Genomic DNA, 25802 nt, shown 5'->3' with positions numbered 1-25802 from the left:
AATGACAGTGAAAGTTACCGGAGAATGGAGGGTTGCAGATGAATGAGGATAACCTGTGGTGCCTGAAGGAAGATGGGTATGAAGCCCGGCTGCATAAGCATTATGAAGGGCTTTTTACCCAAGGGAACGGCTATATGCATATGCGCGGAAGCTTTGAGGAAGGGTGCAGCGATGCGCCGCAGAATGAGGAATATCTGCGCTTTCCTGATAACGTTACGCTGGAGAAGCCACGGCACCCCAAATCCAAGCAGGGCACCTTCATCCCTGGCATTGTTGCGCAGCATCCGCTGCTGAAGGAGGAGATTGTCAATCTCCCCTATGTCCTGGGGCTTGAATTCCGGTCAGGGGGCGAGTCTCTGGATATGGACCGCTGCCGGATCAGCAGCTACAGCCGCTGGCTGGACCTGCGGGATGGGATGCTACACCGTTCATTTCTGTGGGAGACAGCAGAAGGTGTGCATCTTAAGTGTACTTATAGCCGCTACCTCAGTCTGGCGGATACCCATCTGTGTATCCAGCAGGTCCAGGTGGAGGTGCTGGCAGGTGAAGGCCGGCTGGAGCTGGCGGCGACTCTGCGGGGAGATGTGCGGACCAACGGGATGAATCATTTTGCTCAGGTCATTCCCTTGGCGGAATCCGAAGGTATGCTGTCACTTGAGACACTTACCGAGGAGGGCAACCGGATCATTATGCTGTCGGCTCTTGAAGTATCTGAAGCGGTGGACTGGCAGGCCGGCGTCACAGAGATGATGGCTGCGCAGCGCGGGGAATTAGCTCTGCGGGCCGGGGACCGGCTGACGGTCAGCAAGCTGACTGCGGTGACCACGGACCGTGACAGGGAAGAAGGAACGATGTACGACAGGGCGCATGAACAGCTCCGCCGCGCACGTGAATTAGGCTGGGAGCAACTGTATAACCGGCATGCCGGCAGCTGGAGGAGCAAGTGGCAGGCAGCCGATATCGGTATTAAGGGAGACGATGCAGCACAACTAAGCGTCCGCGCCTCACTCTATCATCTCATCCGTGCGAATGCGGAGAAGGATGACCGGGTGGCCATCTGTGCCAAGGGGTATGCCGGAGAAGCTTATTTCGGCAGATATTTCTGGGACACAGAGATTAATCTGCTGCCCTTCTTCCTGCACACCCATCCGCAGGCGGCCCGCAATCTGCTTCTGTTCCGTTATCATACGCTGGACGGAGCCAGAAGCAACGCACGGAAATATGGATACCGGGGAGCACGGTATGCCTGGGAGTCCTCCTTGGGCGGGGAAGAGCAATGTGCCAACTGGCAATATGCCGATCATGAAATTCATATAACAGCGGACATCGTCTATGCGCTATACCATTACGTTAGGGCGACCGGAGATGATGAATTCCTGGAGCATTACGGGATTGACATTCTGGTGGAGACGGCCCGTTATTGGTGCGGCCGGGTGGATTGGAACCAGGAGGGGACAGCCGAGCTGCTCGGCGTGATGGGACCGGATGAATATTTGCCTTTTACCCGCAACAATGCCTTCACCAACCGGATGGTTAAGTTCAGTCTGGAGCAGACCGTTGCCTGTCTCGACAGCCTGGAAGTGGGGAGCCCGGACAGCTATGCGGCTGCGGCGGAGCGGCTGGATATCCGTCCCGGTGAGCGGGAGCTCTTCCGGCATACGGCGGAGAAGCTGAGGCTGCCGTATGACAGCCGGAGCGAAATTGTTCCGCAATCGGACGATTTTGCCTCTTACGCTGAGGTGGATTTTGCGGGCATCTGGACCGACCGGTCGCGTCCCTTCGGCCATTTCATCTCCCAGGAGCGTAATTACCGCTCCAAGGCGCTTAAGCAGGCAGATGTGCTGGAATTAATGATGCTGTTCCCGCAGGAATTCACCCTGGAGCAGATGCAGGCGTCCTACGCTTATTATGAGCCGATTACAACTCATGATTCCTCGTTGTCGGCGGCGGTTCACGGCATTGTGGCCTCCTGGCTCGGGCAGAGGGGGGCTGCGGGCGCTTTTCTGCAGCGGGTGATGGATATTGATCTCTCACCTGAGAAAAAGGGTGCTGCCGAGGGGATTCACATCGCCAATTGCGGCGGCTTGTGGCAGCTGATCGTATACGGGTTCGCCGGGCTGAAGAGTGCGATGTGGAGTGAGAGTATTGAGCTGGAGCCCCGGCTGCCCGAAGGCTGGGAGGAGCTGAGCTTCACCGTGGCCTGGCGGGGAGAGCGCTACCAGATCACCATTCACCCGGGTGCATATGAAGTACAGAAGCTGAATGGAGGGAACCCAGTTGCAGGTGCAACCGTTGGAGGCAGCTATCTTTGATCTGGACGGTGTCATTGTCGATACCGCAAAGTTCCACTATCAGGCCTGGAGGCGCCTTGCCGAAGAGCTGGGGTTCGCTTTCAGTGAAAGAGAGAATGAACAGCTGAAGGGTGTCAGCCGCATGGAATCGCTGGAGCTTCTGCTGCGGGCCGGGGGGATTACGGATCTGACGGCAGAGCACAAGGAGGATCTGGCCTCCCGTAAAAATGAGTGGTACAAGGAGTATCTACAGACGCTTACGCCTGCCGATGTACTGCCGGGGGTTGCGGATTTCGTTGGGCAACTGCGTTCACAAGGGATCAGGACGGCGATTGCCTCGGCCAGTAAGAACGCTCCGCTGATTCTGGAGAAGGTGAGCATCCGGCCGCTGTTTGATGCGGTGGTGGACGGGAACAGCGTCACCCGGGCGAAGCCGGACCCGGAGGTGTTCCTGCAGGCCGCCCGATTACTTGGCGCAGACCCGGCCGGCTGCTGCGTATTCGAGGATGCAGCAGCCGGTGTAGAGGGTGCGGTCCGGGCAGGCATGCGCGTGGTTGGCATCGGAGACAGCGGGCTGCTTGCCCGCGCTCACCTTATTGTGACCAGCTTCGAACAGCTGGAACCAGTATATCTGCTTAGCCATATCGGCATAGCGGGACATGCCGGAGGGGAAGCGTCCGAATGAAAAATCGGCCGACGGGGATGAACGGCTGGGTGACTGGTGGGCGTGAAGGAATGAATGGTTGGGTTGCTGGTGGGCGGAGAGGGAATGAGTGCTTGGCTGATCGGTGTGAAGGAATGAATGGTTCGGTTGCTGGTGGGCGGAGAGGGAATGAATGCTTGGCTGATCGGTGTGAAGGAATGAATGGTTGGATGGCTGATGGGCGGACGGAAGGAGCATTTGGATGAACACTGAGCAAATTGGTAGTTTGACGCTGGCCGGGCTGCAGCCGGACCTTCCACAAGCGCTGCCGGAAGGCGGTTATGTCAGTCTGACGCTGATTAGAGACCGCTTCGGCTCGCAAATGCATCTGTTGACCATATGCAATGGTCGGCTGCTCTTCACTGTGATACTGGAGCGGGGGATGGATATCGGGGAAATCAGGCTGGATGCCGGGAAGATCAGCTGGGAGCGGGATGAGCGGTATCTGCTTCATCCGGATCATGTAGATCTGACCGATAATGAGCAATCGGGCTGGGATTCAGGGTTCTATGCGGCTGTAGCTGCTATAGGCCCTGAAATCTTCGGCACCCCGGATGAGGTCAGAACTGTCCATGGGACGGGGTCCTATTCCCCGGCGCTGCCGGAATCGGTGCGGCTGAGCTGGGATGAGCAGCACATCTGCCTGGAGGGTGACATTCCGGTGAGAGGGTATGGAATGTCGCCTGTGTATCAGAAAACAGTCCGCATCATTACCCCTTACGGAGCGGCTGACCTGTTCCGGGAGGATACGGTGCAAAATGTAACAGATTCCGTCCAACCCGTTGATGACGGATACCATATCCAGCTGGCAGGGTCCTTCATGGCGGGCGGGGGGAGTTATATCCTGCCGGTCCTGCCTGAGAAAATGCTGCTCCGTGACTCTGCCCCGCCGGAAGCGGATCCGTTGGCTGTCTACGATGCCGGAACCCGGCTGGACCCGATCCGCTGTTATCAATACGTTCCCCAGCTGGTGGCAGGGTTGTCCGATCTGCCGCAGGTCTGCGGCTACCCCGCAGCCGCAGCCGGAAGCGGCGGGCTGACCGCCGAGATGCTGGTGAACGCCGGGCAGGATACCGCAGCCTATGTGATCCGTTCCCTGCAATGCTATCCGCGTTCACTGATCGCCAAACGGGCGGTCACCGACTGGATGTATGCTCTGGAGCCATGCAAAACGCGGCCCAATTCCATGCAGCAAAAAACGATAGACGGTGAAACGGTCTATCTCGGGCCGCGCAGTCAGTGCAGCGGCTGGATCATCCTGGGGGCAACGCGTGATCCTGAGGAAATTGCCGCCCTTGCGGGCATGATCCAGAGTGCAGCAAAGTAATCGGTGCCAGAACAGTCCCGACAAAGTGAGACCCATCCAAAACACCTTCAAGAGAATGGAACCTGCCGTAAGACAGGGAGACAATCTTGAAGGTGTTTTTTATTGCAGGGAATGGGATTATCCGGCGGACAGATTACTTGGCAGACAGAAGAAGGCCCGGCACAAGAGGCCAAGGCGGAAATGTTGCACATTATGCAGCCTAGGCTCTCAATTTACCGGCATGTAAGCCGGATTCCTGCACGAAATGCAGGATTTGCTCCGTATTGCTGCTGGGTGGTGGAGAAATGATGACATTTGTACAACAATCTCGGGGTGGGGCCGAGTTTGTGAGGGGAATGTTGTAGATAGAGCAATAGCAATTGCATTTTGTACATTAGAATCTGTAAAAATGGCTAAAAATGTGGGCTCTATTGCATTCTGTACAGTTGAATCTCGAGCAAAGGCCATTTTTCACCTGAAATGCAACATCTTACTGTACGAAATACAATAGAATCCCATTTCGCAGCAAAATATGAGAGTTCTATTGCAGGAAATACAATCAGTTGTTTAAATATGATCCCTGGCGCGATGGAACATGGATTTGGCGGGAGAGCTTCAACGGCTAAAGCGCGCACCTCCTTGCATGTAGTTAATTTCAGTTAAAGGGAAAAGCCAGAGGCTTGCATGCGGGGAGCTGGATAATAAAGCTTGAGGACAGCAAGAGGCGCTCCCCCGGATGCTATTCCAGGAGGAACGCCTTATTTATGCCTTACAGAGCAGTTAATATCCGCTTGCCGCCAAAGACTTATTTCTTCAGATAATTCAGCAGGAGCTGCGCAGCTTCGGCACGAGTGGCGGGAGCCTTCGGAGCGAAGGTGCCGTCAGCCCGCCCTTGCACCAGGCGGAGCGAAGCCGCTGCCGCCACTTGTTCCGCTGCCCAGCCGGAGATGCTGCCGGCATCCTTGAAGGAAGGGCTGAGCGCAGCAGCCGGAAGGGTGGTTCCCTGCCGGAGCTGATACGCCCGCATCAGAATGACGGTCATCTCCTCCCGGCTGATCGCTGCATTCGGCTGGAAGGATTCTGGAGTCCGTCCGGTAATCAGGCCGGCCTCGACCATGCCGGAGAGCGCCTTCTGATACCATGCGCCTTGCGGCACATCTGTGAAGCTGCGGCTGCTGTTGTCGCTATCGCTACCGTTGCCGTTACCGCTACTGTTGTCGCTACCGCTGGCACTGTCGCTACCGCTGGCACTGTCGCTACCGCTGGCACTGTCGCTGGCACTGTCGCTGCTGCTACCGCTGCTACCGCTACCGCTGCCGCTTAACTGCAGCGTGTTCGCCATGAGCTGTGCGAATTCAGCCCGGGTAATATTCCGGTCCGGCTGATAAGCCTGCTCGGAGATGCCCCGGATCAGATGCTTCGCCGACAGCTCGCGCAGCGCGTCAAAGGCCCAGTGTGAATCCGGAACATCGTCGAATTGCTTGGAATACTCCAGCAGCGCGTAGGTGCCGCTGCCGTCAAGAAGCCCCTTCAACCCGCTGCCTTCCGCTGCACCGCCCAGGTAGGTGAGCGTACCGTCACTCTCCACACGGTACAGGCCAAGCAGCTTCGGATCAAGTCCAGCGGCGGGCCAGCTGAGGCTTACCGGAACCGGATATTTGTCCAGCCGGTGGATCTTGCCATCCGCACCGGACGCGATAAGATCATAATTCATCAGCTTGCCCTTAAGCGTGACGCCTGCTTCGGCCTTCAGCGCCGCTGCGGCCAGCGTCTTTGGCTCTGCGGTCAGCAGAAGCTTGGCACCGCTGCGCCCGTCCGCAGGCACGGCTTCCGCCAGCTGCTTCAGCAGCTCCGGCGCCAGCACAAGCTCAATTCCGTCTCCCTGCACACGCAGGGAACGGGTTCCCAGCAGCTCCCCGGCATTCACCGGAAGCTCCACTGCAGCCGCTTGCCCCACCTGCACCGTAACCACTCCGTCGGTCCCCGGACCGCTTAGCTGAGCAGCTGTAATGACAGCAACCGCCGGACCCGGCGTTGCAGTTGGCTGCGGTGCCGGCTTAGGAGTTGCCGTTGATACTGGCGGACCTGCCGGCGTCACCGGAGGGTCCGTTGGTGTTACCACCGGAAGGCTGACGGTCAGATCAATGGTCCCGGTACTGACCGTATCCGAATAAGAACGGTTACCGATGATACGGCTATTACTTACTTCAGCCTTGTATGCTCCTGCATCCGCAGCCCCGGCCTTCTCAATAGTCAGACTGCTGCGGGTGGCGCCGTCCAGCACAAGGTCATTCTTCAGCCAGCGGTAGCTCAGCTCTCCGTAGACCGAGCTGGCTACAACGGTAAAGGTAACGGAATCTCCCCCGGCTACCGGATTAGCCGAAGCCGTGAATGACTCGATGGAAGGAAGCTCATACGCCGGATACACCTTAAGGCTAAGCTCTGTTCCGGTAACGCGTACCGAATCCACTTCTGCTGCTCCGGTCAGTACAACACGGTACTGTGTTCCGTCATCCTCCATTCCCGGGGTGAAGCGATATACCGCTCCGGTAACGCTTGCAGGCAGCCAATCCCCGCCGTCAGGGCGTTTCATCTCCCACGCTATGGACGCTACATCTCCCGTAGGCTCAACCAGCAGCGTCAACGGCTCGCCCGCGACGGTCTCCAGCCGGGAGGGAAGATCTATACCGAATCCCGGAGGGGTCCATTCGGCATCGGCCGGAAGCACCTGCAGGATGTATTCCTGCTCGCCGGTTAAGCCGCCTTCGCCGGTCACAACGGCCTTATACCGGTACCCGCTCATCGCTTCCGACAGCGCCGGAAGCAGCAGCCTGTCACCTGAACCAACCGGCTCGCCGTAGCCATCTCCCTTGTCCACATACCAGGTGTAGGACAGGGTTCCTGTACCTTGGCCTGCGGCGCGGAGCACTCCGTCTGAGCCTGCCCGCATCGCGCCTTCACTGACGATCTGCACCTCCGGCGCTTTAAGCTCCCATTTCGCCGTCAGCGTTAATGCGCCAGGCACGGTACGGGCGGCAAAATCCCATTTCTCAGCCTCGTTGTACCAGCCCTCCAGCTCATAGCCTTCCTTCGTGACTGCCGGAGGAGTCAACGCTTCTCCGTATACAGCCTGAACAACCGTCTGCTCCGGACTTCCGCCACTCGCGTTAAAGGTTACCTCATAACGCCCGCCCAGCTCGCTTAAGGCGCTGATCTCACTGTTGCTGAGGTTGCGGATTTCGATTTTCATACGCTGATTATCTTTGCCCTGGTCATCAGCTACCCGCACGGCTGCACCGTTATTGTTCGATGCGCCTTCTACAGTAATGACTTTATTATTTCTTTTGTTCACGATCTTGTAATAGTCCCCGTCTTTCACCAGCTTCCACTGCTGGCTATCCGGTATCGTTCCCTTGGCCATCGTATTCTGACAGAGCTGCTGTGTCGCTGAGCCGGGAAGAAGATCAATAACCAGGCCGCTGTGAACCGATTGGATCTGGTAATATCCCGTGCCGAGATCCAGGAATCTCCACAGCTGATTATTGCCGTCGCCGTTCGCCCATTGGTTAATGACCGCCAGCGGATCACTGGATACCCGGTCTACATCCAGCGCTTTTCCGCTGTGCTTCGGCTGGATTTTGACCATTTTTTCAGGAATGATCTTCTTGGCAATGGAGCTCATGAATCCGCCGCTTGTCTTATCAATGGTGAGGCTGTCGATATTGAATCTTCCGGTATCGCCCTGTTCACGGATGAATTGAATGACATTCTTACCGGACTTCAGGTTCACGGACTCGGTGCTGTTGGCCCACATCTCCCAATTCGCAGTCGGGGTCAGGGAGATTTGCTTGATTCTCTGCCCGTTAACGTACATCGACATGGTGATGTTGGAGCTTTGTGCGCCGGAGTAGCGCAGGGTTGAGGTATAGGCCGCTGTATTAGGAACGTTGACCTCGAACTTCAGCGAATCTCCTGTCTGCTCAAATCCGCCGACAAATCCGTTGCCCTCATACCATAGATGATCTCTGGCAATCTGCAGGCTTCCGGTTCTGGCGGCATCTTCCGCCTGGTACCTCCAGGGGGTGCGCTTGGTCAGATGAATACTGTCGATATTGATCATGCCGGAATTGTCCGTTTCGTTCTTGTAGGTAATGATGTTCTTGCTCTGCTTCAGGCTCAGCGTCTCAAGCTGCTCCTTCCAGACCGCAGGCCCGCCGGTGGCGGGGAGGGTAATGCTCCTGATCCGGGTGCCGTTTAAGTAGAGGGCCAGGGTTTTGCCTGCATCAGCTTTTGCATATCGCAATTTCACATCATAGGACGCCGCATTCTCAACATTTACAGCAAACTCTACCGAGGAGTTCGCAGCGGATAGTCCGGTTATATAACCGGTCCCCATGTTGCCGTCTTTGGCGTACACGACAGAAGTGTCAGCCGCACCGGTCAGCTTGGCATCCTCTGCGCCATAATGCCAAGTGGTTGCTTCGGTGACCGTGATATAGTCCAGATTGACATTGCCGGTGTCGCCGGCGTCATATTTGTACATAATCGTATTTTCCCCTTCTCTGAGGAAAACATTGTCATAACGGTCGGCCCAGCGGTCCCAGTTGCCCAGGCTGAAGAAATCGACCCGCTTAATCTTTTGCCCGTTCACATACATACTCAGGGTTCTGTCATCGTCAAACCCTAAGCTGTAGCCCAGATTAACCGAATAGCTGCCTGCGCTGGCAGCATTGACCTTGAAGGTGACCCCAGAATTTGCAATCCATAAGCCGCCGGCAAATCCGGTTCCGCTATATCCCGCATGGTCTCTGTCAATCCTGGCATTGCCTGACAGCACGGCATCTTCGGCCTGGTACAGGCTGCTTCTTTTGATAATCATCGCATCCAGGGCCAGACCGCTCTTGCCGGATAACCGGATCGTGTTGCTTCCGGCATTGAGCTGTATATTATGCACGGAGTGGATATCGAAGTTGGCATCAAAGCCTGCGTTGGAGGCAAAAGAGAGATCCCGGGCTGCCCCCCCGTTGACTTTTAATTTCATGTTAACCGCGCTTGGCGTATTGTTGTTGTATCTGAAATCCAGTGAGTAGGTTCCTTGTGCGTTGGTGTTCACTGTAAACTCTGCATAGTTATTGTCACTGCTGTTGCTGAATTTCTCATACAGGCCGCCGGAAGCATAACCGCTTTTGCCGATGATCCGGGACACTCCTGACAGGCTGGCGTCCTCGGCCTCATAGATTTCGCTTCTCTCCTCGCCGGAGGGTCTGTTCAGGACAGTGCCGGGGTTAGAAGGAATTCCAAGATTGATGTAATCATGATCATCCCAGTGGAAGCGCTGGGCTCTGATGCCCCGGTTCCCGCCGCCTTGCCCGTGGGTCGGTATGCCGTGATACATAATCCAATCCTCGGTATCGTCCTCGGACTTCAGGAACAGGGGGGAGCCCGGACCGTAGGAGCTGTTCTCGTCCGATCTTTTCATAACCGGCTCGGGATGCTTCACCCAGGACTGTGCCTGCATCACATCGGAACCGGCATCGGCCACGGATACCCCTACAGAATAGTTATCGTTCATGAAGCTGCTGGCCGAATAGGCGAAGAAGGTTTTGCCATTACGTTCCACAACGGCTGCGCCCTCATTGATATTGTCGTGCTGCTTCTCCCAGTCATATTGCGGCCGGGCCACTGTACCCTCCGGACCTTCCAGGGTCCACGGGTTCTTCATTTTGACAATGGTCGGACTCTCGTCGAATTTCGTCTTTGCAGGGTCATTCGGGTCCGGGTAGTAGAAGTACTTGGTATAGGTGAAGTAGGTTTCCCCTTGGATGGATACCACTCCGCAGGCCAGACCGAAGCTCTCCGTGTTCAGCAGCCCTTGCTTGACCGTAACCTGCCCGTCGCTGTCTGCATTGGCGGATTCGCCCTTAAGCTCCCACGTGCCTTCAAAAGGATCGGGAGAAGCATTCTCCAGGACATAAGAGCTGGGATGACCGTAACCGTAGCTCTCCTCGGGGCCGGAAGAGAAGTACAGATACCATTTGCCCTCCAGCCTGTAGATATAGGGACCCCATACGAATCCGAAATTATCCGGCTTTTTCCAGACGACCTTGCTCTTGGCCACAGATACGCCGAGAATGGTCTCATGCCTCTTCAGGGTGATATTGTTATCGCCAGAAAAAGCTGAATAGTAGTAGCCGTCTGCAGCCCTGGCGATGGTGGGGTCAGCACCTCCCATAAGCGGATTGACAAAATTAGAGGTTACCTCTGCACTGGAGATGCCTGCGAGCATGAAGGACATCAGAATCACAAAGGGTAACATCACCAAACTTTTTTTCCTCATAATAATCTCCTTATCTGTTCAATTTTCCTCCTGAAAGCTTAAGTGCCGATGAATGAAACCGCTTACTTAAATTTGTAGCGCTACGCATTCATTATAAAATAGAAACGGAACTGTTTTTCCGCATCATGTTTTGCGATATTTTGAGCGATTGATCCGGCAGAAGAGGAGTCTGGAACGGAAATTGGAGAGTCTTTCATTTTTTTTAGTTTTCTTATGTTATTTTGACTGCCTGGACCGGGAAGCAGAAACAGGCCTACAAAGCTGCGTCCGGGCAACTTGTAAGCCTGTCTGGCATGAATGGCAGGGCGGAGTAACCGCCGTTCTTCCGGCTATACCAGCTCGATTACCGCCATCTGGTGATTCTCCAGGTAAGGAATCGTATAGTTAATCTCACCCCCGCTGCTGAACGTGAACGGCAGCTCTGTCATTGACGGGGCCAGATAGACACGGTGCACGGGATCAGAGGAGGGGAGGCGCAGGCTGACAGAAATGTCCCGCAGCGGCACAATATCCTCGATGACTTCGATCCGGCCTTTGAGCGTAGGAGCGGCGTAGAGCAGATGGTGCACATAGCGCTGCTCTGCCTGCTGATACTGCAGGGTCGTTATGCCGCGGGCCGGCAGATTCGTACGCAGTGACGGCTGAGGGAGCAGCCGCGACAGTGCATGCAGCACCATCTCCTTCAGGATGAGAGGGCCGGCATCCGCATACTCGCTGAATACATCCCAGGCAATATAGATGCCGCTGCTGCTCTCCACCATCCCCGGACCGTTGTTCTCCATGGCGCCCGGTGTATGCTGGTGGGAGCAGAAGGCGAAGACATCGCGGTTGAAATAAGGATTCTCCAGATGTCCTAGCGCCTCTCCTTGTCCTTCCTGCAATTCGATTAGCTGGCCTTCGCCGTACATTACATAGGAGGCGGGCAGCAGCGCGCCGGGCGTGAAATACGGCTTAAAGTAAGCGGGACGGTAAGGGTTGGCTCCCAGCCAGCTGATTCCGAGGTCCAGCGCAAACGCATCATCTGCCGGATTCAGGCCGGAGCGTCCGGTGGCCAGCACCTTGCCGCCTCCGGCGGTAAAGGCCCTGATCGCGTCGGCAAGCTCCGGCCATACGTGCACCTCATCGGGCAGCACCAGCACTTTGTAGGCGGTGAAATCGCTGAATGTATCTACGATATCATACAGGTAATGGCCTTCTGTCAGTATGCGTACCGCACCGGCATCGGCCAGATTGCGTTCCCCCCTGCGTGCCTGTCCGCCGGGGCAGGCTTCGCGTGCTGCCTCCAGGGACAGGACGGCAATATCTGCAACGGACGTAACTCCGCTGCACCATTCCTCCTTCGCCTCGACCTCGCTGTAGGCAGCGCCGATCAGGGCGTAAGTTGCCTCATCCATCAGGCCGGAGGGATGGAGCTGGTCACCGATAGAGCATCTGGCGCCGTGGGCCAGGCTAAGCGCAGTCTCGAACCGCAGCGCGTTCGGATGCTTATAGCCGCCGAATTCGCCCCAGGAGGTATGGAATTTACCGGTCATGCCGAGGAATTCCATACCTAGTGTCTGAGCGTAGCGTGCGGACAGCGGGAAATGATCATAACCCCAGCCTCCGGTAGGAAGCGACTCCAGCTCCAGATGGCTGTTGACCTGTACCAGATCGCGGCGTCCCCGCTGCTGATGGCCGTTGTTGTGATAGACAGGAAGTCCAGGCTTGACGGCATCCAGAGTCTCCCGCACACGGCGGGCATAATTCAGGTAAGTCTGCTCACCAAGGGCGATGACGGCAGCTTCATCCCGGGGGTCCTGGCCCGCGGCCCGCAGAGCGGTGACGCAATATTGGCAGCGGCATTTACGGCAACCAACGATGTCCAGGAAGATGCCGTCAGCATCGTACCGGGAAGCCGCCTCATGAATCTGGGCCAGCAGGATGTCCAGATAAGGGGTGTTCATACAGAACTCGTGGTAACCCGGTGTCATGAAATCCTTCACCCACCGGGTCCGGTCCTCGGCATCACGGATCAGCCACTCCGGGTGGCGGCGGGCCAGCTTCTCGTCCAGGCCGGCCGATAAATACACCGGTGTACGGACTCCGATCTCATGGGCAGCCTCAATCATTTCACCCAGCAAGTCGAAGGTGAGCTCGGGGTGCATCTCATTGGCTTCACTCGGGTGATAGGCCCAGCCGTGATGGCATTTGGAGAATACGGTGACCGAGTCAACATGACCTGTACGCAGCATGGACTGGAACTGGGCTCTGGAGAAGTCCCGGCCAATGCCGGGAATGGCTTCTGAGGTATGGAAATCAAGATGAACCTGACGAAAACGCATGGATATACAGCCCCTTATGGAATGGAATGAAAAGAAGATTCCCAGTCACTGTACCTCTTTATTGCCGGAGCAGCCAGTGATAATATAGACTTTGAATAGCACAAAACCGACTTAAGACAGGGGGGGGGATTATGCTGTGCCTGGAGTTTCCCATTCCGCCGCTGCCGCAGTTTGTCACAGTGGGACATGCCGTCTGGTCACCGGGGGACCGGCATTTCGCCCGCACCTTCGGTGTATATGATCTGCTGCTGGTCAAGCGGGGTACGCTCTATATGATGGAAGCAGGCAAGGAATATGCGGTGGGGACGGGGATGGTGCTGGTGCTGGAGGCCGGATTGCCGCATGACGGATACCGTGCCTGTGAGGAGGATACGGAGATCTACTGGGTGCATTTCATTCATGCACCTGAACCGGCGTATATCCGGCGCAGGGATATCCCCTGGTCTTCATTGCTGGCAAAGGGAACGGTAGAGGATGAGGAGCCTTCGGTGCAGCAGCGGCTGTATCTGCCGAAGTTCGCAGCCGTTGATCTGGAGGGGCTGGAGCCGATCCTGCAGGAGATGAACGAGCTTCATAACCGGCTCAGCGCAGAGAATGCCATGCGGCTTCATCTGCTGCTGGCTGGTCTGCTGGCAGCGCTTCAGGCGGAATGTGAGCATACGGCTCAGCCGCCGGAGCCGGCGGTCCGGCTGGCCCGGGCTGCCGCGGCCTATCTGGCGGAACATTGGCGGGAGCCGTTTCATCTGGCCCGGCTTGCGGAGGAGCTGCATTTCCAGGCGGATTACATTACCAGATGCATGAAGCAGCATATCGGCACCACGCCGCTGCAGTATGTGCTGCATCTGCGTCTGGAGGAAGCGAAGAAGCTGCTGGGCGGTACGGTGCTTGGCATCTCGGAAATTGCCGAACGGGTAGGCATTCAGGACCCCAATTATATGACCCGGCTGTTCAGTGCCAGGTTCGGAGTAACCCCCGGAGCCTACCGGCAGCGGCTGCGCCAGCGGGATGAGGCTGCTGCCGCGCCCGGTCCGGGGGAGGGCTGAGCACCCGCCCGGGCAGCGGTCAGGAGTCCAGCATCCGCTCGCGGTATTGGCTGGGACTGCAGTTAAATACCTTGCGGAACTGGCGGGAGTAATAATTCTGGTCATGGAAGCCGCTGTCCATCGCCACCTGCGAGATGCTCAGGCCCGGGCTGCGCAGCAGGGTGCAGGAATAATCCAGCCGCTTACGGATGACATAATCCATAGGGGTGGTCTGGTAGTTGCGGGTGAATACCCGCAGGAACTGGCGGGTGGACATATAGGCCCGGTCTGCCATGGATTGCAGCGTGATCGGCTGCAGGAAGTGCTCTTCGATATAGGTGACGGTCTCCCCGATCCGCAGCGCTTTGTTATCCTCATGACTGCTGCTGTTCTGATAATAGCGGGAGAGCATGCCTACCAGAGCGGTGAAATAGGTACGGATCATCAGCCGGTAGCCCTCGGGCTGCCGGTCATGCTCCTCGAGAATCTGATCCAGCAGCCGGGTAGCTTCACGGAGCTGCCCGGTTTCCAGCGAGAGCATCCCCTTGAAATACATCTCCTTCCGGTAGAACGGCTCAATATAGAATAAGGCTTGGAAGCCGGGCAGGAGCCTCAGCTCGGACTGCTGAAGCAGCTGCTCCGGCTGGAACATCACGTTCACGTATTCAATTCCGTCCACATTCTTGTAGCCATGGGAAACGTTGCTGTGAATTAAAAAAACCTGTCCGGCCTTAACCGGCACCTCTCTCCCTTCAATGATGTGTATAGCGTGTCCTGACAGAATAACGACAAGCTCGGAGAAGTCATGGCTGTGGACGTAGTAATCATGGGTCAGCGGGCATTTCTGGATTCTAAAGGTAAAACCCGGCTCAAAGCCGATATCCCGCGCTAGTATTTTGGTAGTCATGGCCATATTATGCTAAAGAAGGTCGGGATCGTCAAGGCGCAAAGGCGCGGGCGGCGCTACCATTAGGGTGGCGGATGTACCGGCCTGGCTGCGGCCGGGCAGTGAGAGCTGCGCCAAGGTCAGGAGGACAAAGAATGCGGAATATACTTAAGGATAGAATTACACTGAACAAGAGAAATCCCCGGATTCTGTTCCTCGGGGACAGCATTACTGCTGACGGACAATATATCCGGTTGACCGGGGAATGGCTGAACACGCACCGGCCGGAGCGGACCGCTGAGCTGATTCCATCCGGAGTTCCCAGCGAGACGGTCTCGGGTCTGAGCGAGGCGGCGCATCCTTATCCGCGCCCCTGTGTGCATGAGCGGCTGGCCAGAGAGCTGGCGGGGGCTGCTCCAGATGTGGTTATAGCCTGCTATGGTATGAATGACGGGATCTATCATCCCTTCTCGGAAGAACGCTTCGCCGCTTATCAGGCGGGTATGCTGGCACTCAGCACCCGCATCCGTGAAGCCGGAGCCGGGGTCGTTCTCATGACACCTCCGCCGTTCGATGCCTTGTCCATGACGGGGGAGCTACAGCCCGCAGACGCGGCAGATTTCAGCTATCTCGCGCCATACAGGGAATACGATCGGGTGCTGGAGCGTTATGCAGGCTGGCTGCTGTCCGGTGGTTGTCCGGCAGACGGAGTCATTGACTTGCGTACGCCGCTGCTGGAGCATATCCGGCATGAGCGCTCGCAGAACGCCGCTTACAGATATGGCGACGGTATCCATCCGGACACTCCGGGGCACCGGGTGATCGCGCGGATGCTAATAAGGGAATTGTTCCGTGCAGAGCCGGTTCTGCGGATTGACAAGCAATTTGGCGCGGGATTATAGTAAGGTCACCCTAAGAGCCGGGAGAGATCACCTATGAATGTACTTCAGACCATCCGCTCGCGCAAATATTTACAGCGGATCTTACTCAGCTTCATGCTTGTTGTCGCTATACTGGCTGCGGCTTCGCTGTCTGTGAACTCGGGTGCCCGCAGCAAGGTGCTCAGCCTCCAGAACGAAGCGGACCGCAAGCTGCTGACCCAGATCAATTACAACATTGAGAACATGAACGGGATTGTAAAAGATCTGGCGGTCTCCCTGTACAATGACGAGGAGCTGCTGGCGCTGAAGTCCGGCGCGGATTACAGGCAGAGCATCCTCAAGATTGAGCGGCTGAATCATACGGTCGCAGCCTCTCCGTATCTGCATGCGGCTGTTTTTTATAATGGGGCCCAGCACCGGTTCTTCTCGTCGCTGAATCATGAGATTAACAATAGTCTTCTGTACAGCTCCTTGCAGAACTATATGGATTCCCGGGCAGATCTGCCGAAGCTCCAGCTCATTCCGCTCGACCTGGACGGCAAGGGTGGGGGCATTGATGTCTTTGCCTTCTTCCTCTATGACGGGGATACCCTGGGTTCAATCAATGACAATGTGCTGATCCTCACGGTAAAGCCGGGATGGATGCTTGATAATATGAAAGCGCTTAACCAAGTGGCGGAGCGGCAGAATGATGTGTTATTCGTGACCGATACCGATGGTGAGGTGCTGATTGCAACCGGCGGACAGGTTCCTGAAGGGCTTAACCTGAAGGGAGAGCTGCTGCCGCAGATCAGCGCTTCAGGGAGGCCGCTGGATTCCTTCAACTATACACATGACGGCAGGAAGTATAAGGTGACTTATCTGAGCAAAGCCCTGAACAACTGGCAGATTGTCAGCATGCAGGATTACGATGTGGTGCTGGGCAGTGTCCGGCAGATGAAATGGACGGAGATCGCGGTCACGCTGTCTGTTGTTCTGCTGGCCGTGCTGTTGTCCGTGTTCTTCGCAGTGCGGCTGTATAAGCCGGTCGGCCAGCTGCTGACGCTGGTTCCCGGGGATGTGCGGGGCGCGCCGCAGGCCAAGGATGAGCTGTCGCTGATTGCAGCCAACCTTACGGAGATGATCAGCAAGCTGAAGGGGCTGGAGCTGGAGCGGGCCTCGCAGTCCAATATTGCCAAGCTCTATCAGCTCCGCAGCCTGATCGCTTCAAGCCACAGCCTGGATGAGCAGTCCTTCCTGCAACTTAGAGAGCAGCACGGCATCGATATTGCTTATCCGTCCCCGCTCCGGCTGGCGCTGGTACAGATCGACAACCTGCAGGGGCTGGCGGCAGAGCCGGGACTGCCGATGGAATCGCTGCTGTACTTCGCCATCTCCAACATCGGACAGGAATTATTGCGCCTCCAGGGCTCTTGTGAAGCTGCAGATATGAAGAGCGGCCATCTGGTCTTTATTGCCGGGAGTGACGACGGGGAACTGGCGAAGCTGGAGGAACGGTTCAGGGAGCTTCAGCAGACGATCGGTAACTATTATCATATTACTTTTACAGTCACGCTAAGCGAGGTCTTCACGGATTACCGCAGCATCACGGCGCATTATAATCTGGCGCAGCGTCATGCCAATTACCGGATGATCTACGGCAAAGGAGCTGTGCTTGAGCCTGAGATGCTCCGGGCGAATGAAGAGAATGAAGCGCTGCGCATTCCGCAGGAGCTGGAGCGGCAGCTGACGGAGGGACTGAAGGGCGGGGATCTGGCAGAGACCGAGCAGACAATCCGCAAGTGGAGAGCACTGCTTGGCGGCTTCAGCTACGAGAATATGTATTCAGCGGTGCTTCATCTGGCCGTGACCCTGAGCCAGACGCTTGCCGAGATGAATAGCCGGAATGTCAATCCGGTCTCACTTAACCTGCAGGCGATCAACCGCCGGATCCTGGAGAAGGAGACGCTGGATGAGATGGAGACGGTCCTGCTGGAGGTGGTGCGGGAAGTCGCGGAGCAGCGCCGGAGCGGGCGAGAGGACAAGAACCGGCTGCTGGCGGACACAGTGAAGGAGATTATTGATAAGCATTACGCCGATCCTGATCTGAATGTGCAGCGGATCGCTGATATGCTCAAGATGAGCTCCGTCTATCTGGGCCAGGTGTTCAAGGCGCAGGAAGGCAAGACGGTGGTCGATCAGATTAACGCTGCCCGGCTGGCCAGTGCCAAGAAGTACCTGGAGCAAGAGGACTTCACCGTAACAGAGATTATGGAGAAGGTCGGGTTCGGGAACGAGAGTTATTTTTACCGCCTGTTCAAGCGCTGCTATGGCACCACGCCGAAGGAGTACCGCCTGAAATCAGCCATTGACCGCAGCAGATGATTCCACTTTCCCCATACGTAAGGCAGGGTCCGCTACATGAGCATTGTTCATCTGGCGGGCTTTTTGCTGTGCCGTGCAGGAGTCTGCCTCCCCCTAGACAGGAATCTGGCAACAATACAGCCCGGCTTTACAGCATTCTTGCAATTGTACAGTAACGCAGCGGCCTGGTTCTGCGCTATGTTAGTCGTGCAAAGCCTGGGACACAGGCACACAGCTGCAGCTAAGCAAGGAAAGGAAGGGGCTTTGGTTATGTTGAATAAGGTTCCGCTGGCGGAACAGCAGGCAAGTTCAGGAGCGCTGCCGGCCACGCGCAGACAATCCTGGCTCCGCAGGGAGCTGGCCCATTTCAAAAGCAACCGGGAGCTGTTCCTGCTCTCGCTGCCGGGACTGCTGTACAAATTGATTTTCGCGTATATTCCGATGATTGGCCTGATTATCGCCTTCAAGAATTACCGGTATGATCTCGGCATCTTCGGCAGCAAATGGGTCGGGCTGGACAACTTCCGTTATTTGTTCACTACGGACACGGCGTGGCGGATTACCCGGAATACGGTCCTGTATAACACCGCCTATATTCTGATAGGCACCTCGGCGGCGCTGCTGCTGGCTATTCTGATGAATGAGATCAAGGCCAAGTGGAGCAAGTTCTATCAGACAGCCCTGTTTCTGCCGCATTTCCTGTCATGGGTGCTGGTGGGGTATGTGGCATACGCTTTCTTGAACCACTCGGACGGCTTCATCAACCGCACGCTGGAATCCTTCGGGCTGAATCCGGTGAGCTGGTATCAGAACCCCGGACCCTGGCCGGTCATTCTGATTCTGGTTCAATTGTGGAAAGTGGTGGGGTTCAACACGCTGATTTATTTTGCCGGTATTATTGGCATTAACAGTGAATATTACGAGGCGGCGCGGATCGACGGGGCGACCAAACGGCAGATGGCCTTCAAAATCACGATTCCGCTGATGGCCCCAATCATCATTATTATGCTGATTCTGTCAATCGGCAATATGTTCCGCGGGGATTTCGGCCTGCATTATTTCATCCCGAATAACTCCGGTTTTCTCTATGGCTCTACGGATATCATTGATACTTATGTGTACCGTGCGCTGCGTGAGGTCGGCAATGTGAGCATGTCTGCGGCTACAGGCTTTTACCAGTCAGTTGTAGGTCTGGTGCTGGTGCTGACAGCTAACGGAATTGTGCGCAAGGTCGATCCCGATAATTCCCTGTGGTAAGGAGGTGCCCTGAGCGTGGGCAAAAAATTTGAATTCTCGAAGCTGTTCATTAATCTGTTGTTTACGGTGCTGTCGCTGGTGGTGATCCTGCCATTCCTGCTGGTCATCGTGGTCTCGCTGACGGATGAGAAGTCATTGACTGAGAACGGGTACCAGTTCATCCCGGAGTCCTTCAGTCTGGATGCCTACCGCTATCTGCTGGACGCTCCTGACATTCTGCTCCGGGCTTATGGCGTGACGTTCACGGTGACGATCATCGGCGCACTGGCCGGACTGCTGCTGACCGCGATGACCGCCTACGTGATTTCAAGGCAGGATTACCGGTATAACCGGGCGACGACGTTCTATGTATTTTTCACCATGCTGTTCAGCGGGGGACTCGTTCCCTCTTACATTCTCATTACGCAATACCTGCATCTGAAGGATAGTCTGCTGGCGCTGATTCTGCCGATTCTGCTGTCGCCGTTCAACATTATGGTCATGAAGGGCTTCATGTCCAAGATTCCGCTGGAGATCATTGAGTCGGCCAAAATCGACGGGGCGCGGGAGTTCCGCATTTTCTTCCGGATTATTCTGCCGCTCTCGACGCCTGCCCTGGCTACGCTGGGTCTGCTGATCTCCTTCACCTACTGGAACGAATGGTTCAATGCGATGCTGTACATCGATGATCCGAACAAGGTGCCGCTGCAGCTCCTGCTGGTGCGGACGCTGAACAGTATTGAGTTTCTGACGACGAACTCGGAATTCACCGGGCAGCTTGGCATTGACCTGTCGAGTTTTCCGAACAGCTCGGCGCGGATGGCGATTGCCGTACTGGCCGGCGGACCCATGCTGGTCATCTTCCCGTTTTTTCAGCGGTTTTTCGTCAAAGGGCTTACGGTTGGCTCCCTAAAGGGTTAACATACAATTACATGTACAAAGTACAGGAGGTCACTCACATGAAAAAAGGGCTGGTTGGCGTATTGGCATCTGTAATGCTGGCTGCATCCGTGCTGTCAGGCTGCGGGGGCAACAATAACGGCGGCAATGGCAATGCCGCTAAAGGCACGGAAGGAAGCGGAGCGGAAGCAACGCAAAGTACGGCTCCGGAATCCGGGAAGGATGGTGAACTGAAGCCGGTAGAATTAACCTGGTACTATCCGCTGTCCCAGCTTCAGGCCGATCAGGATAAAGTGCAGGAGGAAGTAAATAAGCTTACGAAGGCGAAGATCAACGCCACCGTCAAGCTGATGCCTGTAGCCATCGGGGATTATGTGCAGAAGATGAACACTGTGCTTGCCGCAGGGGAGAAATTCGACATTCTCTGGACCGGCTACATGCTGAAGCCGGAGGAGCTGGTGCGCAAGGGTGCGATCCAGCCGATGGACGCGCTGCTAGAGGAGTATGCGCCGGAGCTGAAGAAGGATGTGCCGCAGGTGATGTGGGATGGCCTCTCGGTGGACGGGGAGATCTACGGCATTCCGAATCAGCAGATTAACGGCTCGCGGTACGGCTTCATCATCCAAAAGCGCTTCGCTGACAAATACAAACTTGACACCGCTTCCATCAAGAAAATCGCAGATATCGAGCCGTTCCTGGCCCAGATTAAGCAGAGTGAGCCGGATATCATTCCGTTTGGCATCTTCGGCACCTCCTTCATTAATCCGCAGTCACATGACGACAAGTACTGGGTAGTTCCAGGTCTGGATGACCATTTCTATATCAAGACAGATGACCCTACCTATACCCTGCAGCGTTACCCGGAAGAAGAGCTGGACAATTTCCGGCTGGCCAGCAAATGGTATAAGGAAGGCTATATTTACAAGGATGCCGCTACTGAAAAAGCGAATGATTACCTGGCGAAAGGCCGGATTGCCGTGGATTTCAACGTGACGCTGAAGCCGGGCGTGGAAGCTGAGGTGAAGGCCAAAAACGGCGGCAATGACGTCATCACTGTCCCGCTCAGTGACTGGTTCTCCAACGGGTATTCGGCGACTACGAACCAATCGATCAGCCGTACTGCCCCTAACCCGGAGCGTGCCATGATGCTGCTGAATCTGGTGAATACCGACAAGGAGCTGTACAATCTGCTCTGTAACGGGATTGCCGGTGAGCATTACGATAAGGCAGACGGAGAGTACATCAAGGCCAAAGCGGATTCCCGTTATCTGCCCAACATGGACTGGGTATTCGGCAGCGTGTTCAACTCGTATCTGAAGGAAGGACAGCCGGAGAATGTCTGGGAGGAGACGAAGAAGATCAACTCGAGCTCCGAGGTCAACCCTGTAGGCGCCTTCAAGTTCAATTCCGAGCCGGTGAATACGGAGATTGCCAACCTGAACGCCGTGTGGGGAGAATACAAGCGGGGACTGGTTACCGGAACGCTTGATTTCGAAGAAACCTGGCCTGCGCTCTATGGCAAGCTGAAGGAAGCCGGCGAAGAGAAATATGTGGCTGAGGTCACCAAACAATTCGAACAATTCCTGAAGGATAAAGGTCTGAAGAAGTAAGAAGTAAGAGGTAAGCACCCTAGAGAGTAATTTTGCACGGCTGGAGGAGAACCGGAGGAACCTGCTGCTCATGAGGGGCTTCGCCAAGGCAACGCTACGGCGCAAGCCCCTACATCCCACGTTGAAAGGAAGAGGAGCCTTGGTGAAAAAACGTTTGCTTGCGGCACTTGCGGCCAGTCTGCTGTTCACGCTCAATCCCTCTACTCCGTTTGCGTCCCCTGTACATGCGGAGGAGGTGGTGTCCGCGACCGCTTTTTATGTGGCCAATAATGGAAGCGATTCCAATGCCGGGACGCTGAATGCCCCGTTCCAGACGCTTGAGAAGGCACGGGATACGATCCGTACGCTGAAGGCGGAAGAGGGGCTGCCGGAGGGCGGCGTTACCGTGTATCTGCGGGAAGGAAGGTATGAGCGGACCAGCAGCTTCGAGCTGCGCCAGCAGGATTCCGGCGAGGCGGATAAGCCCATCACGTACACGGCCTATCCGGGGGAGTCGGTTACGCTGTCAGGCTCCCGCCAGCTGGCCAAATCGGCCTTCGTTCCGGTCACAGATCCGGCCATTCTCAGCCGGATCATCAGCCCGGAGGCGAGAACGAAAGTGCTGGCAGCCGATCTGGGGGCGCTTGGCATCACCGATTACGGCCAGCTCAGCCGTCATGGCTATTACCTGGCCAATGATCTCAGCGAGGTGCCGCCGATGGAGCTGTATGTGGCCGGGCAGGGCATGACCCTGGCCCGCTGGCCCAATGAGAGCACCGTTCAGATGGATGAGATCCTTGATCCGGGTCCGACCCGTAAGGACCCGAACGGGGAAGTGCATACACGCGGCGGTACCTTCACATACACGTATGACCGGCCCCAGTACTGGACACAGGCAGACGATATCTGGCTGGACGGCATCTTCGGCTACAGCTGGGAATGGTCGTACAACAAGATTGCTTCCATCGACACCGCCGCCAAGAGCATCACCCTCCGCTACGGGGAGATGAGCGGGATCTTCAAGAACTGGTATCCTGACTTCCACTTCGCGCAGAATCTGCTGGAGGAAATCGATATGCCCGGCGAATATTATATCGACCGCCAGGCCGGCAAGCTCTATTTCCTGCCGAACGCTGAATTCGCAGCGGCTAATCCGGATATTGAAGTTACGATGCTGAAGAGTCCGATGATTAACGCCCTGAATGCTTCGTATATCGACTTCTCCGAGCTTATCCTGGAGAACGGCCGTGATTCGGCAGCCGTATTCATGGGCGGCAAGCAAATGCGTATCCTGAACAGCGAGATCCGCAACTTCACCAACAGCGGCGTACTGGTCAATACCCAGAGCCGGTTCTACTACAACAATTTTGAAGGGGCACCGGGTACGGACCATGCGATTATCAGCAGCCATATTCATCATATCGGCGGCACCGCCGTTACGCTGACGGGCGGCAACAAAACGACCCTTGCCCCAGGCAACAATGTGGTGGAGAATTCGCATATCCACGATTTTGCCTACTATCACAAAGCCTACAATCCCGGTGTGCTGCTGTCCGGCGTCGGCAACCGCATGTCGAACAATGAGCTGCATGATGCGCCGCATCCCGGCGTGCTGATCTTCGGCAATGACCATACCGTGGAGTATAACGAGATCTATGACGTATGCACCACCTTCTCCGACCTCGGCGCGATCTACATGAATGCGGGCGAGCAGCCCCATGAGCGGGGGACGGTCATCCGGCGCAATTATTTCCATAACATCGGCGAGAGTAAGGCCGGAGTAGAAGGGGTGTACCCCGATAACTTCACGATGGGGCTGACCATCGACGAGAATATTTTCTACAAGATGGGCAATTCGGCCATTAAAAATAACGGCGGCTCGCATATTCTGACCCGCAACAATATCTTCATCGACAGCAAGATTCCTTATGATTATGCGGATATGTTCCTGGGCGACGAGCCGGATGATCAGGTGCCGCTGAATTACATGCCCAAATGGCAGGCCTTGTTCGCGGCGAACAATAATTTTACCGGAACCCCTTACCTGGCCAAATATCCCGAGCTGGCGGATTTCTTCACGGAGAACCGTTATTATCCTGATACGAATACCTTCCAGGGCAATGTCATCTACAACCCGTCGGTTCCGCGCAGTGTAACGACCAATGTGTATGGGGCTTATGATAAGTTCGGGCTGGTCCAGTATGCTAATAACTGGGTTACTGCGGATGATCCGGGCTTCACCGATCTGGCAGGAGGCGATCTGTCGCTGCGGCCGGATGCGGATGTCTTCGATGCCATTCCCGGCTTCCCTGACATTCCGTTTAACGATATCGGCGTTGACGGCAAGGCGGGCACGACAGCCGGCCCGGACAGCTATCCCGTGCAGGGAGTTGCCGTCTATGACAGCGAAGTTACCGTGGACCGCTGGAAAACGGTGAAGCTGCGCACGGCGGTGCTTCCGTGGAACGCGAATAATTCCGCGCTGACCTTCGCTTCGGCCGATCCTGGGGTTGCGGCTGTAGATAGCGGAGGTGTCGTTACCGGCCAGTCGGTCGGCAGCACGGTTATTACTGTAGCCTCGGCGGAGAATCCGCTGCTGACGGCCACGGTAACCGTTCACGTCGAGGCGGGCGACGGCGTGATGGATTTCACGGATTTCGAATCCGGCGCGAACGGCTGGCTGCAGGATGCCAACCGCAGCATTGAGAAGATTGGCACGAACCGCTGGTACAAGATTCTGAACGGTGCCTCGTCGCTCAGTGCCAAGTCCTTCTCCGACTACGAGCTGAGCTTCAAGCTGAAGACGCCGGAGGTGATGGGGGATAATGCGACCCTCTATATCTTCGACCGTCAGGCCGGCAGCGGCTCCAGCCGCATCGGTTACAAGACCCGGGCGGATGGAAGCTCCGCCTGGCTGCTGTACAATTCGGCCTGGACGGTGCTGAAGGAAGTCAAGCTTCCCGGTCACGACCTGCAGCCGAATACGGAATACAGTGTCAAAATGCTGGTGAAAGGCGGCGACATCAGCGTCTACCTGGATGGGGCGTTCCGGCTGAAGGGCAATGATCCGGGACACAATGCAGAAGGCAAAGTCGGCTTCTATGTCAGCAATGTCAGCCAGATGCATTTCGATGACATTCAGTTCAAGGCCCTGACGGATACCCTGGCCGGGATTATTCCGGCAGAGAGCGCGGTGCGGCTGGCCGCAGGGGAAGAGCGGCAGTTGCAGGTAACCTTCGATCCTGCGGATACGCCGGATACTGGCGTCATCTGGCAGTCGGCTAACCCGGCGGTCGCTACGGTGGACAGTACGGGGGTGGTGCATGCCGTATACGAAGGGCAGACTCTGATCTCGGCTGTGTCTACGGTGAATCCACTCATTAAGGCGGATATTACCGTCACCGTCTCCACTATTATGCATGAGACAGACTTCGAGCACGGGGGCAACGGCTGGCCGGTGGACCCTAACCGCAGCATCGCCGCTGATCCGGACGGCAACCGCCGCTATAAGCTGCTGAACGGCGCGTCCGGTCTGCTCGACCGCTGCTTCACGGATTATCAGCTGGAGTTCAAGCTGAAGACGCCGTCCGTGATGCCGGATAACGGCATCCTGTACATCTTCGACCGCCAGGACAGCACCGGCTCGACCCGGATCGGCTACCGGACCCGGGCAGACGGATCTTCCGGCTGGATTCTGTATGATACAGCGTGGCAGAAGCTTACCGAGAGTGTGCTGCCGGGGCATGACCTGCTGCCGGATACAGAGTATGACGTGAAGATGACGGTGAAGGACGGAGATATCGCCGTATTTGTAGACGGTGCACCAAGGCTCTCCGGTACCGATCCGGGCCACCGCCCGTCCGGTAAGGTCGGCTTCTACACCAGCGGCTTCGCCTATCTGCTGTTCGACGATATTGTCTTCTCGGTTCTGCCTTAAGTCTTAACGGAATAAGCGCCCTTCCTGCGGAAGGGCGCTTATTTGTATTT

At 56.3% G+C, this 25802-nt stretch carries 13 protein-coding genes; 10 read left to right on the top strand and 3 right to left on the bottom strand.

The genetic code is table 11. The features are described 5' to 3' along the window. The first annotated feature begins 38 nt into the window (after positions 1-38). From MKX51_RS23755 to MKX51_RS23745, 3 genes are all read left to right on the top strand, one after another. On the top strand, positions 39-2312 hold the full coding sequence (locus MKX51_RS23755) for a glycoside hydrolase family 65 protein (protein ID WP_340994095.1): 2274 nt from the start codon (positions 39-41) through the stop codon (positions 2310-2312). After that, positions 2284-2976 carry a beta-phosphoglucomutase gene (pgmB, locus tag MKX51_RS23750; RefSeq protein WP_340995694.1) on the top strand — a complete coding sequence of 231 codons (693 nt, stop codon included), beginning with the start codon at positions 2284-2286 and terminating at the stop codon, positions 2974-2976. Before MKX51_RS23755 ends, pgmB begins: the two co-directional genes overlap by 29 nt. Positions 2977-3196: 220 nt before the next feature. Then, positions 3197-4321 (top strand): DUF4432 family protein, encoded by a 1125-nt coding sequence (locus MKX51_RS23745; RefSeq protein WP_340994094.1) that lies wholly within the window; start codon positions 3197-3199, stop codon positions 4319-4321. A gap of 784 nt (positions 4322-5105) precedes the next feature. Here MKX51_RS23745 and MKX51_RS23740 read toward each other — a convergent pair. Both MKX51_RS23740 and MKX51_RS23735 read right to left on the bottom strand, forming a co-directional pair. Continuing rightward, a complete protein-coding gene (locus MKX51_RS23740) occupies positions 5106-10637 on the bottom strand; it encodes a CBM35 domain-containing protein (RefSeq protein ID WP_340994093.1) in 5532 nt (1843 codons plus the stop codon). Positions 10638-10966: 329 nt separating this feature from the next. Further along, positions 10967-12958 (bottom strand): alpha-amylase family protein, encoded by a 1992-nt coding sequence (locus tag MKX51_RS23735; protein WP_340994092.1) that lies wholly within the window; start codon positions 12956-12958, stop codon positions 10967-10969. 131 nt (positions 12959-13089) lie between these two features. Here MKX51_RS23735 and MKX51_RS23730 point away from each other — a divergent pair, with 131 nt between their 5' ends. Beyond that, positions 13090-14001 carry an AraC family transcriptional regulator gene (locus MKX51_RS23730; RefSeq protein ID WP_340994091.1) on the top strand — a complete coding sequence of 304 codons (912 nt, stop codon included), beginning with the start codon at positions 13090-13092 and terminating at the stop codon, positions 13999-14001. A 19-nt stretch (positions 14002-14020) separates the two neighbouring features. On the opposite strand, the gene MKX51_RS23725 is transcribed toward MKX51_RS23730, so the two are convergent. Continuing rightward, positions 14021-14887, bottom strand: coding sequence for an AraC family transcriptional regulator (locus MKX51_RS23725; protein WP_340994090.1), 867 nt, complete (start codon positions 14885-14887; stop codon positions 14021-14023). Positions 14888-15021: 134 nt separating this feature from the next. Here MKX51_RS23725 and MKX51_RS23720 point away from each other — a divergent pair, with 134 nt between their 5' ends. The 6 genes from MKX51_RS23720 to MKX51_RS23695 all read left to right on the top strand — a co-directional run bounded on the left by MKX51_RS23720 (position 15022) and on the right by MKX51_RS23695 (position 25752). After that, complete coding sequence (locus tag MKX51_RS23720) at positions 15022-15768, top strand: SGNH/GDSL hydrolase family protein (protein ID WP_340994089.1); 747 nt, start codon at positions 15022-15024, stop codon at positions 15766-15768. Between the two features lie 33 nt (positions 15769-15801). Next, a complete protein-coding gene (locus tag MKX51_RS23715) occupies positions 15802-18111 on the top strand; it encodes a helix-turn-helix domain-containing protein (RefSeq protein ID WP_340994088.1) in 2310 nt (769 codons plus the stop codon). Between the two features lie 249 nt (positions 18112-18360). After that, positions 18361-19347 carry an ABC transporter permease gene (locus MKX51_RS23710; protein ID WP_340752126.1) on the top strand — a complete coding sequence of 329 codons (987 nt, stop codon included), beginning with the start codon at positions 18361-18363 and terminating at the stop codon, positions 19345-19347. Between the two features lie 15 nt (positions 19348-19362). Next, positions 19363-20247 carry a carbohydrate ABC transporter permease gene (locus tag MKX51_RS23705; RefSeq protein ID WP_340994087.1) on the top strand — a complete coding sequence of 295 codons (885 nt, stop codon included), beginning with the start codon at positions 19363-19365 and terminating at the stop codon, positions 20245-20247. Positions 20248-20285: 38 nt separating this feature from the next. Beyond that, positions 20286-21836, top strand: a complete 1551-nt coding sequence (locus MKX51_RS23700; RefSeq protein WP_340994086.1) for an ABC transporter substrate-binding protein — start codon at positions 20286-20288, stop codon at positions 21834-21836. 142 nt (positions 21837-21978) lie between these two features. Then, positions 21979-25752, top strand: a complete 3774-nt coding sequence (locus MKX51_RS23695) for an Ig-like domain-containing protein (RefSeq protein WP_340994085.1) — start codon at positions 21979-21981, stop codon at positions 25750-25752. Positions 25753-25802: the final 50 nt, after the last annotated feature.

The sequence above is a fragment of the Paenibacillus sp. FSL M7-0420 genome, from assembly GCF_038002345.1.
In the GTDB taxonomy this organism is placed as follows: Bacteria; Bacillota; Bacilli; order Paenibacillales; family Paenibacillaceae; genus Paenibacillus_AQ.
Note: the sequence above shows the minus strand (reverse complement) of the source record. Positions and strands in the feature narration are given on the sequence as shown.